The sequence below is a fragment of the Faecalicatena contorta genome (assembly GCF_003149105.1).
In the GTDB taxonomy this organism is placed as follows: Bacteria; Bacillota; Clostridia; order Lachnospirales; family Lachnospiraceae; genus Muricomes; species Muricomes contortus_C.
The window spans coordinates 1-13,178 of the sequence record NZ_QGDS01000004.1 but is presented as its reverse complement, the minus strand read 5'-3'; the positions used below and the strand labels follow the sequence as shown (position 1 = coordinate 13,178).

General features: G+C 40.1%; 15 protein-coding genes and 2 pseudogenes. 14 read left to right on the top strand and 3 right to left on the bottom strand.

Annotated elements, in window-relative coordinates; all coding sequences use genetic code 11:
- The first annotated feature begins 39 nt into the window (after positions 1 to 39).
- The 9 genes from A8805_RS08025 to A8805_RS07985 all read left to right on the top strand — a co-directional run bounded on the left by A8805_RS08025 (position 40) and on the right by A8805_RS07985 (position 9,040).
- Positions 40 to 882, top strand: coding sequence for an SAM hydrolase/SAM-dependent halogenase family protein (locus A8805_RS08025; protein ID WP_109709839.1), 843 nt, complete (start codon positions 40 to 42; stop codon positions 880 to 882).
- A 150-nt stretch (positions 883 to 1,032) separates the two neighbouring features.
- Complete coding sequence (locus A8805_RS08020; protein WP_109709837.1) at positions 1,033 to 1,593, top strand: ECF-type riboflavin transporter substrate-binding protein; 561 nt, start codon at positions 1,033 to 1,035, stop codon at positions 1,591 to 1,593.
- Positions 1,594 to 1,792: 199 nt separating this feature from the next.
- Positions 1,793 to 2,044, top strand: coding sequence for a sporulation transcriptional regulator SpoIIID (spoIIID, locus tag A8805_RS08015; RefSeq protein ID WP_089982845.1), 252 nt, complete (start codon positions 1,793 to 1,795; stop codon positions 2,042 to 2,044).
- 235 nt (positions 2,045 to 2,279) lie between these two features.
- Positions 2,280 to 3,809, top strand: a complete 1,530-nt coding sequence (locus tag A8805_RS08010) for a response regulator (protein WP_109709835.1) — start codon at positions 2,280 to 2,282, stop codon at positions 3,807 to 3,809.
- Between the two features lie 120 nt (positions 3,810 to 3,929).
- A complete protein-coding gene (locus A8805_RS08005) occupies positions 3,930 to 4,160 on the top strand; it encodes an HPr family phosphocarrier protein (RefSeq protein WP_109709832.1) in 231 nt (76 codons plus the stop codon).
- A gap of 312 nt (positions 4,161 to 4,472) precedes the next feature.
- A complete protein-coding gene (locus tag A8805_RS08000; protein WP_109710511.1) occupies positions 4,473 to 5,822 on the top strand; it encodes an MATE family efflux transporter in 1,350 nt (449 codons plus the stop codon).
- A 199-nt stretch (positions 5,823 to 6,021) separates the two neighbouring features.
- Positions 6,022 to 7,569 (top strand): glutamine-hydrolyzing GMP synthase, encoded by a 1,548-nt coding sequence (guaA, locus tag A8805_RS07995; RefSeq protein ID WP_109709830.1) that lies wholly within the window; start codon positions 6,022 to 6,024, stop codon positions 7,567 to 7,569.
- A gap of 188 nt (positions 7,570 to 7,757) precedes the next feature.
- The gene (locus A8805_RS07990) at positions 7,758 to 8,654 is read left to right on the top strand and encodes an HNH endonuclease (protein ID WP_109709828.1); all 897 of its coding nucleotides are present in this window, start codon (positions 7,758 to 7,760) and stop codon (positions 8,652 to 8,654) included.
- Positions 8,651 to 9,040, top strand: coding sequence for a (deoxy)nucleoside triphosphate pyrophosphohydrolase (locus A8805_RS07985; protein WP_109709826.1), 390 nt, complete (start codon positions 8,651 to 8,653; stop codon positions 9,038 to 9,040). The genes A8805_RS07990 and A8805_RS07985 overlap by 4 nt, the downstream gene beginning before the upstream one ends.
- Positions 9,041 to 9,051: 11 nt before the next feature.
- On the opposite strand, the pseudogene A8805_RS23100 reads toward A8805_RS07985, so the two are convergent.
- Positions 9,052 to 9,150: pseudogene (locus tag A8805_RS23100) on the bottom strand (lipoate protein ligase C-terminal domain-containing protein); the annotation flags it as partial.
- A 231-nt stretch (positions 9,151 to 9,381) separates the two neighbouring features.
- On the opposite strand from A8805_RS23100, the gene A8805_RS22510 reads away from it, so the two are divergent.
- Entirely contained in the window at positions 9,382 to 9,669 is a 288-nt protein-coding gene (locus A8805_RS22510; protein WP_242992304.1) for a hypothetical protein, read from the top strand.
- Complete coding sequence (locus A8805_RS22505) at positions 9,617 to 9,925, top strand: hypothetical protein (RefSeq protein ID WP_242992303.1); 309 nt, start codon at positions 9,617 to 9,619, stop codon at positions 9,923 to 9,925. The genes A8805_RS22510 and A8805_RS22505 overlap by 53 nt, the downstream gene beginning before the upstream one ends.
- A gap of 81 nt (positions 9,926 to 10,006) precedes the next feature.
- Here A8805_RS22505 and A8805_RS07970 read toward each other — a convergent pair whose 3' ends face one another.
- Complete coding sequence (locus tag A8805_RS07970; RefSeq protein ID WP_181392776.1) at positions 10,007 to 10,543, bottom strand: TetR/AcrR family transcriptional regulator; 537 nt, start codon at positions 10,541 to 10,543, stop codon at positions 10,007 to 10,009.
- Between the two features lie 127 nt (positions 10,544 to 10,670).
- Between A8805_RS07970 and A8805_RS07965 the strand changes: the two genes are divergently transcribed.
- The 3 genes and pseudogenes from A8805_RS07965 to A8805_RS07955 all read left to right on the top strand — a co-directional run.
- A complete protein-coding gene (locus tag A8805_RS07965; RefSeq protein WP_109709820.1) occupies positions 10,671 to 11,561 on the top strand; it encodes a DegV family protein in 891 nt (296 codons plus the stop codon).
- Positions 11,554 to 12,135 (top strand): hypothetical protein, encoded by a 582-nt coding sequence (locus tag A8805_RS07960; RefSeq protein ID WP_109709818.1) that lies wholly within the window; start codon positions 11,554 to 11,556, stop codon positions 12,133 to 12,135. The genes A8805_RS07965 and A8805_RS07960 overlap by 8 nt, the downstream gene beginning before the upstream one ends.
- A gap of 198 nt (positions 12,136 to 12,333) precedes the next feature.
- A pseudogene (locus A8805_RS07955) lies at positions 12,334 to 12,702 on the top strand (desulfoferrodoxin); the annotation flags it as partial.
- Positions 12,703 to 12,985: 283 nt separating this feature from the next.
- On the opposite strand, the gene A8805_RS07950 reads toward A8805_RS07955, so the two are convergent.
- Positions 12,986 to 13,178, bottom strand: a 193-nt coding sequence (locus A8805_RS07950) for a transposase (protein WP_146199435.1), incomplete at its 5' end; no start/stop codon positions are given.

Sequence of the window (13,178 nt, the reverse complement as noted above, 5' to 3'; positions counted from 1 at the left end):
ATAGAAAAATTTTAAATAATAGAAAGCGAGGAATTATTTATGAAACCAATTTTAGTATTTCAGACAGATTTTACTTATAAGGAAGGAGCAGTCAGCTCCATGTACGGAGTTGTAAAGTGTGTAGACAGGCAGCTGGAAATTATGGATGGGACTCATGAGCTGCCCCAGTATGATACATGGAGCGCTAGCTACCGCTTGTACCAGAGCCTGCAATTTTGGCCGGAAGGAACAGTTTACGTATCTGTTGTAGACCCTGGTGTAGGAACAAGCAGACGTGCCTGCGTGGCAAAAACAGTAGACGGCTATTATATTGTATCACCGGACAACGGCTCCCTGACTCATGTAAAGAGGATGATAGGAATTGAATCGGTGCGTGAAATAGATGAATCTGTGAACAGGCTGCGGGGAAAAGGAACAGAAGGTGTGGCAATTTTCCACGGCAGAGATTTATTTGGCTATACAGCGGCACGTCTTGCCAGCGGAATCATTGATTTTGAAGGAGTAGGCCCGGAATATCCAGTAGAGGAAATTGTAGAGCATCCAATCTTAGAACCAACTGTAACACCTGGAAAAGTAGAGGGGATTTTTGAAATCAATGATCCGAACTTTGGTAACCTGTGGACGAATATTCCGCTCAATGAATTTAAAAAAGCAGGATTTGAGTATGGGGATAACGTGAATCTTGTAGTAAAACATGAGGGTGAGACTGTATTTGAGAAGAAGGTTCTGTTCCATCAGAGCTTTGGATATGCTCAAAAGGGAGAACCGATGATTTATAATAATGAGTTAATGAAGGTGGCAGTTGCTGTCAGCCAGGGGGATTTCTGCGGCGAATATAGCCTCAGCTACGGACCGGAGTGGACAGTAGAATTTACAAAATAACAAGCAGGCTTAAGTGCGGTTAGGGGAGTAAACCGGAGTGAATATTATCAGTTTGCTCAGAACCTTGGTTATGCCTTGCTGCTTGACAAAATATGGAAAACGAAGTAATCTTTCATTGTAATAGTTGTTCTATTTAAAGGAGGAAGAGATATGGGTAAAAAGATGTTTGAGTTCAAAACAAAGACGATTGTTGCCACCGGACTTGGCGCTGCCTTGTTTACATTAATGTTCATGTATGTGAAAGTTCCGACAGGAATCCCGGAGACAGATATTCAGACGGCTTATGGAATCGGTGCATTTTTCGCTGCTCTGTTCGGACCGATTGCCGGGGGATTGATTGCATTTATCGGACATGCACTGTCTGATTCTATCCAGTATGGTTCCGCATGGTGGAGCTGGGTAATTGCCAGCGGTATATCCTGCTTTATTATCGGTATGGTTTACCCTAAAATGAGGGTAGAAGACGGAGAATTTGGAATGAGGGATATTATCCGTTTCAATATTTATCAGATTGTTGCAAATGTAATTGCATGGGTGATTGTAGCACCTGTACTTGATATCGTAATCTATGCAGAGCCTGTGAATCTGGTATTTGTCCAGGGTGTTGTGGCAGCAATTTCAAATGCCATCTCAGCAGGGGTAATCGGGACCATCTTACTTGTGCTCTACAGCAAGACCCGGTCTAAAAAAGGAAGTCTTTCTAAAGAATAGTAATAGGTATCTGTTCATGGTTCTGAACAGATACAGTAATAGATAGAATATGCTAGAAATATAAGAAAAATCCCTAAATGGACAGAATTTACTGCTGCAGTAAATTCTGTCCATGTTTGTTCACAGAACTTTCAGAATAATTGCATATTTTTTCTCTATTTTCCATAGGATGTAAAAAACGTATTTGAGGAGAATATTCTTGAAAGAATACATAGAAGAGCGGGCGATTGAGATAGCAAATTATATCATTGAAGAGAAGGCGACTGTAAGACAGGCGGCTAAGAAGTTTGGGGTATCAAAATCTACAATCCACAAAGATGTAACAGAGCGGCTTCTTCAGATTAATCCCTCTTTGGCGGGGGAAGCGCGCAAGGTATTGGACATGAATAAGTCAGAGAGACATATACGCGGTGGATTGGCTACAAGAGAAAAGTATCTTCACCAGCATTAAATATGATATAATGGAGGCAGGAAGCCTGAGAGTGCAGTGGTTGGCGGGTGCACAGGGAATGACGCAAAATGTAAATATTTTAAGGTAGGGTACTAGTATTTTCGGATTGTGTCATTCGTAATCCCAAGACCTAGTATATGCTCTCCGGGAAATAATGATTTTGCAACATTCTCTGCTGTACTCACAACAAGCATGCAGGGGGGATTTGAACCACGTCAGAAAAGGAGGTCCGGGAATGAGGATTGTAATTGTAGAAGCAGAAGAGACAGTTCGGGAAGAACTGGCAAAAATTCTGCCCAAAATAAATCCAGATTATGAAGTGGCGGGAAAAGCTGCGGGCGGCAGAGAAGGATATGAACTAATCTGCCGGACTGAGCCGGACCTGGTGATTTTAGACACTCATATGCCCAAAATGAATGGCCTTAGGATACTAAAAAAGCTGAGGAGAGAGAAGAATCCTTGTAAGGTATTGGTTCTGTCTGAGCACCCCGATTTTGAGTATATAAAGCAAGCTATGGAACTTGATGCGGAAAACTATTTGTTAAAACCCATTAAGATACCAGAATTGAAGCGGGCGGTGCAAAAGGCAGAGCGGACAATTGAAAAAGAGCGGAGCCTGGAAAAAGCCTTTTCAATTCCCGGCATTTTTCTAGGCTGTCTAAATGGACAGCTAAGGCCGGACAAGCAGTTTCATAAGCTTACCATGGAAAGATACGGGTTCTCCGTGAAGGATGCAGCTGAGGTATTTGTATTATGGCTGGGCGATGGCTATGAGGAACAGAAAAAAGTGGCAAGGGAGCTGCTAGTAGAGGTGGGAGCCCATACGGCGAAATTTGATTCTTGTGTTTTGGAAGCGGATGCATGGAATACGCTGATTATGGTTTTATACCATATTCCCGAAGATACCTCTCAGTATCAGTACTTCCAAAGCTCTGTTGTCCCGATGCTGTGCGATAACCTGAAGAGCCCTGTAATCTGTATTTGGAGGAGCATAGACAGAATATTAGACTTGCCCGAAGTAATACGTGAGATGAAAGGGGAGAGGGAGTGGAACCTTCTCCTGGGAAAAGGAACGCTGATTCGAAAAGAAGATATTGAAAATCTGGAAATAGTTCCTCTAAAGCACCCCGCGGAGCTGGAGGATAAAGCGTGCCAGGCAGTGAAGCGGGGAGACCGGGAGACTATGGCGGACTGCTACAAGGCTTTGGTTTCTTATTATCAGGAAGCCCTGCATCTGCCCGGAGAGATAAAAGAGTCTGTAATCCGCTTTAACTGGGCAGTAGCGAACTCTTATGGAAATGTTCAGAGGATTCATGCGGGCCTGCAGATTCAGAAGCTGCTGCAGGCAATATCAGAGGCTTTTAGCTGGAGCCAGATTAACTATAATATAGAAAGAATTTTTCAAATCATAGATTTGAATGTAAAGGAAGAAGAACAGATGCTTGTGAGCGAGCTGGTCCAAAGAGCGCAGCAGATGCTCTTAAAATATTATGACCAGGGAATCACACTGGAAGAAGTTGCGGACAAATTGTTTGTCTCCGTAGAATACCTGAGTGCACAGTTTAAAAAACAGACAGGAGCCACATTTTCAGAAACTATCCGAAAGCTCAGGATAGAGAAAGTAAAAGAACTTCTGAGAGATTCACATTTAAAGCTAAATCAGATTGCCGAACTTGCCGGGTATGCCGATCCTAAGTATATGAGCAGAGTATTTAAGGAAGAAGTAGGCATGCTTCCCAATGAATTCCGAAAGCTAGAACATTAAAAATTTCTACCTTTTTTAAAAATTTCACCCTTGCGTACATGAAAAATTGTGATATCATGTCGATAATAAAAGACAGATGTTAACCAATTTTAATAGATATCTTAAAAAGGAGATGTAACAATGCGTGAAATGATTATAAAATTTAAAGATCCTAATGAAGTGCTGGCGTTTGTAAATAAGGTAGAAAAATATCCTTATGATATGGATATGAAAAGAGGAAGATTTGTTGTAGATGCAAAGTCTATACTGGGAATCATGAATTTGGGATTTAATAATCCGATTGAACTGAGAATATATGACGAAGACTGTGAACAGTTAAAAGCAGAAATTTCTGAGTATATGTCAGCGTAAGCAGCCCGTTGGTTTCGTATTTGCCCATTTGGGTATTTGTAAACATTGCTTTTATAACATGAGATTTTAAGTAAACAAGTGAGTTGCTTGTTTTTAAAAACTTCTCGGCGTATAATAGGATACGTTGGGAAGTTTTTATATGTAATAGGAAAAGCACTTTCCTATTACATATAAACCCGGCAGGGGACTGCACTGCGGTGTAAGCGGCAGATGCCGCTATGCGGCCAGCCCAGAACCAAGAGTTTGCTTGCAAACTCTTGGTTCTGTAATGTATAAGCCTGGGTGGCTAATATTAGGAATGAGATTATGAAAATGAAAGTAGACAGAAGTAATTATTTGTTTAATAACAAAACATTGGTATCACTGATTATTCCCCTGATTATTGAGCAGTTTCTCGCAGTGCTGGTGGGAATGGCGGCTTCCATTATGGTAGCAGGCGTTGGAGAGGCGGCGGTATCGGGGGTATCGCTGGTAGATAACATCATGGTACTCTTTGTCAATGCCTTCGCAGCTCTTGCAACAGGAGGCGCAGTAATAGCAGGGCAGTACCTTGGACAGCAAAATGAAAAACTGGCCTGTGAAGCATCCAATCAGATTGTCTGGTTCATTACCGGTATAGCACTTGTCATTATGGTGATTGTCTATTGTGGGAAATGGTTTATCTTACATATAGTGTTTGGAGCAATAGATGCCGACGTTATGGCCCATGCAAATACATATCTAATGATCGTAACTGCATCCATCCCGTTCATAGCACTTTACAATGCCGGAGCCGCTACATTCCGGATGATGGGAAATTCCAAAGTCTCTATGCAGGTTTCCTTTCTTATGAATATTATTAATATCAGCGGGAATGCAATTTTGATGTATGGCTTTCACCGGGGAACCGAGGGTGTGGCAATTCCAACACTAGTGTCTAGAATTGTTGCGGCGGTAGTAATTATCTCTTTGCTTACAAACGAAAAACGAAAACTTCATATCAGCCGGAGCCTCCGTTACCGCCCGGACTGGAGAATGATACGGCGCATCCTGTCCATTGGCGTACCAAACGGCATGGAAAACAGTATGTTTCAGCTGGGGAAAATATTAGTGCTGAACCTGGTGTCCTCCATGGGTACATATGCAATTGCCGCAAATGCAGTCAGCAACGCCGTGGCACTGTTTCAAATATTGCCGGGAATGGCATTATGCCTGGCTATTCCGCCGGTAATTGCCCGGTGTGTAGGGGCAGGAGACTATGAGCAGGCCCATTACTATACAAAAAAACTGGTTGGGATAACTTATGCAGCCATGTGGGTTACCAATGCAATCATCTTTGGGCTGCTGCCTCTGATATTAAAGGCCTATCATTTATCACATTTGACCGCTGAGACCACAAAACATATCATATACTTCCACAGTATCAGTTGTATGCTTGTATGGCCCATGGCATTTACAGTGCCCGTAACATTGCGTGCTGCCGGAGATGCAAAAATAACAATGATAATTTCCATCATTTCCATGTGGATATTTAGAATTGCATTCAGCTATATACTTGGCAGATACATGGGCCTGGGAGTATTTGGAATCTGGGTAGCCATGGTAATAGACTGGTGCTTCAGAGCTGTGTGCATGACAGTACGCTATCACAAAGGAAAATGGAAGATGATACGAACTATATAGATATAAGAAGAAAACCAGCGTGTAATGGTAAAATTTGAGAATATTCTGAAAATGAACTGCAAAAGGGACAGTCCCTTTTGCAGTTGCCGCCTTTGTAGTTTTTTAAAATAGAGTATTGTAAATCTAAAAATGCTACATTATAATAGGAAAGTAAATTAAAAAGAGAAGTTCATGTCGTATTTTGACCAGGAGGATAAATTTGAAAAACGAATTAGTCATTGTCCTTGATTTTGGCGGGCAGTATAATCAGTTAGTCGCAAGACGCGTTAGAGAATGTAATGTGTACTGCGAAATCTACTCTTATAAGGTAGATATAGAGAAAATAAAAGAAATGAACCCCAAGGGGATTATTTTGACCGGAGGACCGAATAGCTGTTATGAGGCGGATTCTCCAACTTATACAAAGGAACTGTTTGAATTGGGAATTCCAGTTCTTGGCCTGTGCTATGGCGCACAGCTTATGATGCATGTGCTGGGCGGCAAGGTAGGACGTGCGGATGTACGTGAATATGGAAAAACAGAAGTGCTGATTGATAAGACGTCATCAAAAGTATTTGCAGATGTAGCGGCATCTACGATTTGCTGGATGAGTCATTTTGATGCGGTTTCCCAGGTGGCACCAGGGTTTGAAATTACAGCGCACACGGCGGACTGTCCGGTGGCGGCAGCAGAAAACGAGGCGGACAAGCTATATGCGATTCAGTTCCATCCGGAAGTACTTCATACAGTAGAAGGAACAAAGATGATAAATAACTTTGTGAAAAATGTATGTGGGTGCGCCGGTGACTGGAGAATGGATGCATTTGTGGAAGAGACCATAAAGGGAATCAAAGAGAAAGTCGGGAGTGGAAAGGTACTTTGTGCATTGTCAGGCGGTGTTGATTCATCTGTAGCGGCGGTATTGCTGTCAAGAGCGGTTGGATCTCAGTTGACTTGTGTATTTGTGGATCATGGTCTGCTGCGGAAAGATGAAGGCGATGAAGTAGAGAGAATATTTGGTGCGGATGGGATATATGACCTTAACTTTATTAGAGTTAACGCACAGGAAAGATTTTATGCTAAACTGGCAGGCGTGGTAGAGCCAGAGGAAAAGCGTAAGATTATAGGGGAAGAATTTATCCGTGTGTTTGAGGAAGAGGCGAAAAAGATAGGGACTGTAGATTTCCTGGTTCAGGGAACTATTTATCCGGACGTAGTGGAAAGCGGCCTGGGCGGTGAGTCGGCAGTGATTAAATCACATCATAACGTAGGCGGTCTGCCGGATTACGTTGATTTCAAGGAGATTATTGAGCCGCTGAGAGATTTGTTTAAGGACGAAGTACGCCGGGCAGGACTGGAGCTTGGGATACCGGAGAAACTGGTGTTCAGACAACCGTTCCCGGGGCCAGGGCTTGGGATCCGGATTATTGGAGATGTTACGGCTGAGAAGGTGAAGATAGTACAGGATGCGGATGCTATTTACCGTGAAGAAATAGATGCAGCTGGGATGAATAAGATTGTGGGACAGTATTTTGCGGCACTTACAAATATGCGGTCTGTGGGAGTTATGGGGGATGAGAGGACCTATGACTATGCAGTTGCGTTGCGGGCTGTGAATACGATTGATTTTATGACTGCGGAAGCTGCGGAGGTGCCTTGGGAGGTGCTGCATAAGGTGACAAGTAGGATAGTGAATGAGGTGGGACATGTTAATCGAGTAGTGTATGATCTGACGGGGAAACCACCGGGGACGATTGAGTTTGAATAATAAATTGTAAATGTGGTATATGTAATGGCAGATGGTCTTTAAGATTATCTGTCATTTTTTTAGTATTTATATTATAATTAATGAAAGGTGTCAAATTGGTATAAAGAATTTTAGTAAATAATATATAGGAGCACTTTTATATTGATAACAAAAAAATATTAAAAGATTCAATAAAATGAGGTGATAGAATGCAATTTGATCTTCAAATAGCAAGAGGAACAATATTGACAAACACAGAAATCGTAGAGAAGTTTCAGTGCGGAAATATGGGAGGTATGCGGAGATCAAAAAAGACAGGAACACTTGTGCTTGTTTCTGATAAAACAAAAAAATTGTATCAGGATGTGTGGAAAAAAGATGTACTTTATTACACCGGTATGGGTAAGATAGGAGACCAGACATTAAAAGGCAATCAAAACAAAACCTTGTATGAATCAACACACAATAATGTCAAAATACATTTATTTGAAGTCGAATATAAGAACAGATATATTTATAGGGGAGAAGTTAAGCTCGCAGATGATCCTTATATGGATATGCAGAAGGACGATGAAGGAAATAAAAGAAGAGTATGGATGTTTCCATTAAAAATTATTGATAAAGAATTAGACCTAGTTGAGAAGCAAAAGGATGTTGAATTAATTGAGACGTTTAATAAAATAGAGGAGTCAGAAATTTTAATAGATTATATATATGTTCCAGAACCTAAGGAAAAGCAAGCACCTATCTTGTGTGAAAACGTATCAGTCTATAATAGGAATAAACAAACAGCATTAAGAGCGTTAGCATACGCTAATTATGAATGTGAAGTGGATCAAGATCATCCAACATTTTTAAGAAAAAATGTAAATAAAAAGTATACAGAGCCACATCATTTGATACCGTTGAAATTTTCGGACCAATTTTTGTTTTCGTTGGATGTAGAAGCTAATATAGTTTCATTATGTAGTAACTGTCATAATGAAATTCATTATGGTAGAGATTTTAGAATAATACTTCAAAAATTATATCAAAGAAGAAAAGAAGCATTACAAAAAGCAGGTATACTCATATCCTATGAAGAATTGGAGAAGATGTACATATGAGAAAGATTAATGTAGTCGCAGCAATATTACAAAAAGACGGTCAAGTTTTATCAGCACAAAGAGGATATGGGGAATTTGAAGGAAACTGGGAATTTCCTGGAGGAAAAATAGAAATAGGTGAAACTCCGCAAGAGGCTTTGCATAGAGAGATAAAAGAAGAGCTGGGAATAGAGATACAAGTAAATGATTTGTTTGATACAGTGGAATATGATTATTTGGAGTTTCATTTAATAATGCAATGTTATCTGTGCAAAATTACAGAGGGAAATATTATGTTAAATGAGCATAAGGTTATAAAATGGCTCGGAAGAGAAAATATTGATAGTGTGGAATGGTTGCCAGCAGATATAAAATTAGTAGAAAGATTAAAAAATAGCCTTTTATAAGAATAGAAATAGTCACCATAAATATCAATACCACGGATGATACCATTTTGAATGTCCATATGTAGTTCAATCGAATCACATCCCTCTATTCTTCTCTCTTTTACAATACTGTAGTCTGGCGAATGCCCATAATTCTATTTCCAGGTATCATATTTTTCTTCCTTAATCTGAACGGTTTTTTAGATATCTTGAGTAGTTAGGCGATAAGGCTTGAGTGGTTCGTTTAAAAACATTTGATCCAGCAGGATTTCTTTAAACTGTTGGAGTGAGATGTCATCTGACATATAATCCTTATAATTATACCATTTGCGGTAGCCTTTTTTAACTGGGGAGCTTCAAGGATGGCAAATGAAGTCCATGCAATGAAGTATGTTATTCTGTTTTATGCATTTGTGAATATTGCAATGGGAATATTTGCATTCTTTGCGGTGAAAGACGAGAAAATGATACTTAGAGCAGACAGGGGTTCATTCAAGGGGCTTGCGAAAGTATTAAAGAATCCTGCTGTATGGATTATTTGCCTGGTTTCGTTCTGCAACCATGTATTTTGCCTGTCAATTTACTATTATATTCCATATGAATTATGCAATGGCATGGACTATGATGAGCGAGGGCGCAGTACCTGTTGAATATTCCGGTACTGCTGCAGGACTGATTTGTATGTCCGGTGCGATTCCGGAGACATTTGTTTCCCTCCTCGCCGGGAATATTATTGATAATCATCCAGGTGCAGCGGGATTCCGTTACTTCTTCTATTTCCTGACAGCAGTCATCGTAGTAGGCTTCATCCTGATTCTGGTTTGGCGGAAATATCTGAAATATGCCAAAATTGACAAGTCAAAACTCGATGATAAAGCCATGGAAGATTTGAAACAATATGTATAAGCACAGTCAGAAAGTCTTCTTTATGAATTTTTGCAAGGAGAAACGTCAGTATTACCAAGGTAATTATATTTGTTTTGCCCATTAATGGGGTTTTTTATAGATAGAACAAATAATACCAGCCAGTTCCTCATCTGAGAGAGCAGAATGATCTGAGGACCAGGATAAATAAACATTATATAGAGACCCTGCGAAAGCCTGCAGAGTATAATAGCGCCTTATAGAGTCGGAGTCATGGTACCAGATTGACAGGATGTAATCAGACAGCTTAGTTAAAAACAGATGCCCCATACCGCTGGCGAACAGGGTATTTAAAAACTCTTTATAAACAGAAAAATAATGAAAGCAATGCAGCATATTGGGCATATCAAAGAATTCGGTCTGGCAGTCCTGTTCATAAAATTCCTGACGGTATGCTTCAAAAATTTCTTGCAGATGACGTATAAAGATATCTTCTTTTGTTGTATAATTTCGATAGTAAGTCATTCTGGATACGCCAGCCTTGCTGGCTAATTCTGAAATGGTGATTTCGGACAGATTCTTTTCTTTCAATAATTGTATGAGCGCAGTGACCAGGCATTCCTTTGCAATCTGGTTAGCTGCGTTTTTTGTGTTTTCCATGAACAAAAAGCCCCCTTTTGTAACAGTTGTGGATTCGAATATTGAATCAAAAAACATCAGATGTTACAATTTGTAACATAGCTATTATAACTGAATGAAAGAGCGTAAGCAAGGAGGCGATTTATTTATGAATTCGGATTATATCATCAGCTGCTGTTCGACAGCTGATCTGACAGCGGAGCATTTTGAGAAAAGTAATATCGCATATATATGTTTTCATTATGAGTTAGATGGAAAAGAGTATAACGATGACCTGGGACAGTCAGTGTCGTTTTCGGATTTTTATGAAGCCATGAAAGCGGGGGCAGAAACAAAAACATCACAGGTAAATGCAGAGGAGTTTGAACGTTATTTTGAAGAGTTTCTGAAACAGGGAAAAGATATTCTGCATGTATGCCTGTCTTCTGGTTTATCCGGGGTTATAAATTCAGCTAATATTGCGAAAGAAACCCTGGAAGAAAGGTATCCGGAAAGAAAAATCTATATTGTGGATTCTTTAGGAGCCTCCTCTGGCTATGGACTGATTATGGATAAACTATCAGAGTTGAGAGACGAAGGTTTAGCGATTGAGAAAGTGAATGAGTGGGCAGAACAGCACAAATTGGAAATGCATCACTGGTTTTTCTCCACGGATTTGTCTTTTTATGTGAAAGGTGGGCGTATTTCAAAAACCAGCGGTTTTGTGGGTGGAATGCTTGGCATATGTCCATTGTTGAATATGGATCAGGAAGGACATTTAATTCCAAGAAAAAAGATCAGAAGCAAAAATAAAGTGATTCATGCCATTGTTGACTGTATGGAACAGCATGCTGTGGGAGGACTTGGGTATTCGGAGAAATGTTATATATCTCAGGCAGGCTGTTATGAAGACGCCAGTAAAGTTGCATCATTAGTGGAAGCCAGATTTCCAAATCTAAGAGGACACGTGGAGATAAATGATGTGGGAACCACAATTGGCAGTCATACTGGTCCGGGAACAGTGGCTTTATTTTTCTGGGGGGATATAAGAAATGAATAATCAAGAAAAAATAGCTAAGTGTATTCGTGTAATTACTGCCCCACCGGTGTTAGTTATACTGATGCTGGTAATTTTGTATGAAAAGTGTCCGACGATTTTTCATGGAGTCAGGGATTTGTGGATGTCACTGATATGGCTTGGTATTTGCCCGATTCTGGCCTATCCGTTACAGAAAGTTCTTCCTGGTTGGAAAGAGAAAGGCCGTACAGGGCAGAGGAATCTTGCATTTATTTGCTCTATGATAGGTTATCTGATTGCTGCGGTATACGGTGTGCTGGCTAATGTAAGTTCAGAGCTTCAATTGATTTTTAATACCTATATCTTATCAGTTGTTCTTCTTGATTTTCTGAATAAGGTCATGAAAAAAAGAGCAAGCGGACATGCCTGCAGTATCACAGCACCACTCATATTTTTAACTTATTTTGTCAGTTGGAAGATGGCTGCCTTTTGTATTTTCATTGGTGGAATGAGCTTTTGGGCATCTTTGAAACTAAAAAGGCATTTGCCCACGGATTTGCTGGCGGGCAGTATTGTATGTTTTGTATCTTTTGCTATTGCATTAGTAATAATGTAGTTAGGTAAATAAAGAACATTCCTGAAATTACTATCACTATGACCTTTCTAAAATGGTTGAAATTCGGTTGCAATCTGTAATAATAGCACGTATAATAAAGATTAGTAAGACTAGTTAAAAAGGCAAAGGGATGATTCTGTTTTAATGTTTCATTTACGGCCATAAAAAATGTACATCAGAAGAAAGGAAGTGCTATATATGTCTAATGTTGAATTTTATCGTTGTGAACTTTGTGGAAATATGGTTGCTTTAATTAAAAAGGGTGGCGGAGAGCTGGTTTGCTGTGGACAGCCCATGACTAAACTATCTGCCAATTCTACAGATGCTGCCCAGGAGAAACATGTACCAGATGTAGCAGAATCTGAGGATAAGATTAAAGTTACGGTGGGATCTACCATTCATCCTATGACGGAGGAACACTATATTGAGTGGATTGCTCTTGTAACGGATGACAAGGTAGAGATAAAATACCTTAAGCCGGGAGATAAGCCTGTTGTTGAATTTGATGAGGTAAAGAGCGGATGCGTTTATGCATACTGTAATTTACATGGTTTATGGAAGACGGAATTAGATTACGTTATCCCTAACGAAGCTGCTTGTTCACCAGAATTTCCAGCTGGATGTGTTTTCGTATAAGATAATTAAAAGCAGCCCGGTGAGGGTCTACTGAGAATGTAAAGCGGTAAGGCAAGTTTGAGAGAGCTTCAAGTTTTGTGTAAAATCAAAAACTGATATAAGATATGTTGATAGTTACATCTTGGGCAAGGCCTTTTTTCAGGCCTTGCCTTTTGTATGTATTATAGCCCTATTTCAGAGCATGTCAATAAAGCCGATAGAATCAGCCTCATTTTTAATGACCGTTTAGCCGTTCTTCAAAGTATATTTCTAGTTGGGAATGTATAATTCCCCAGTCTTGCCGGTGGCCGGTCCATTTCTTGGTGATATCCATCATAGCCAGATATAGCATTTTCAGCAGACTATCATCTGATGGGAAAATCGTTTTGCTTTTCGTAACCTTTCGCAGCTGACGGTTAAATCCCTCA

Coding starts and splice junctions, on each gene's coding strand:
- A8805_RS08010 (WP_109709835.1), top strand. CDS start 2,280: ATGAGGATTGTAATTGTAGAAGCAGAAGAGACAGTTCGGGAAGAACTG.
- A8805_RS08005 (WP_109709832.1), top strand. CDS start 3,930: ATGCGTGAAATGATTATAAAATTTAAAGATCCTAATGAAGTGCTGGCG.
- A8805_RS07990 (WP_109709828.1), top strand. CDS start 7,758: ATGCAATTTGATCTTCAAATAGCAAGAGGAACAATATTGACAAACACA.
- A8805_RS08025 (WP_109709839.1), top strand. CDS start 40: ATGAAACCAATTTTAGTATTTCAGACAGATTTTACTTATAAGGAAGGA.
- A8805_RS07970 (WP_181392776.1), bottom strand. CDS start 10,543: ATGGAAAACACAAAAAACGCAGCTAACCAGATTGCAAAGGAATGCCTG.
- A8805_RS07985 (WP_109709826.1), top strand. CDS start 8,651: ATGAGAAAGATTAATGTAGTCGCAGCAATATTACAAAAAGACGGTCAA.
- A8805_RS07965 (WP_109709820.1), top strand. CDS start 10,671: ATGAATTCGGATTATATCATCAGCTGCTGTTCGACAGCTGATCTGACA.
- A8805_RS08000 (WP_109710511.1), top strand. CDS start 4,473: ATGAAAGTAGACAGAAGTAATTATTTGTTTAATAACAAAACATTGGTA.
- A8805_RS22510 (WP_242992304.1), top strand. CDS start 9,382: ATGGCAAATGAAGTCCATGCAATGAAGTATGTTATTCTGTTTTATGCA.
- A8805_RS07960 (WP_109709818.1), top strand. CDS start 11,554: ATGAATAATCAAGAAAAAATAGCTAAGTGTATTCGTGTAATTACTGCC.
- A8805_RS08020 (WP_109709837.1), top strand. CDS start 1,033: ATGGGTAAAAAGATGTTTGAGTTCAAAACAAAGACGATTGTTGCCACC.
- A8805_RS22505 (WP_242992303.1), top strand. CDS start 9,617: ATGAATTATGCAATGGCATGGACTATGATGAGCGAGGGCGCAGTACCT.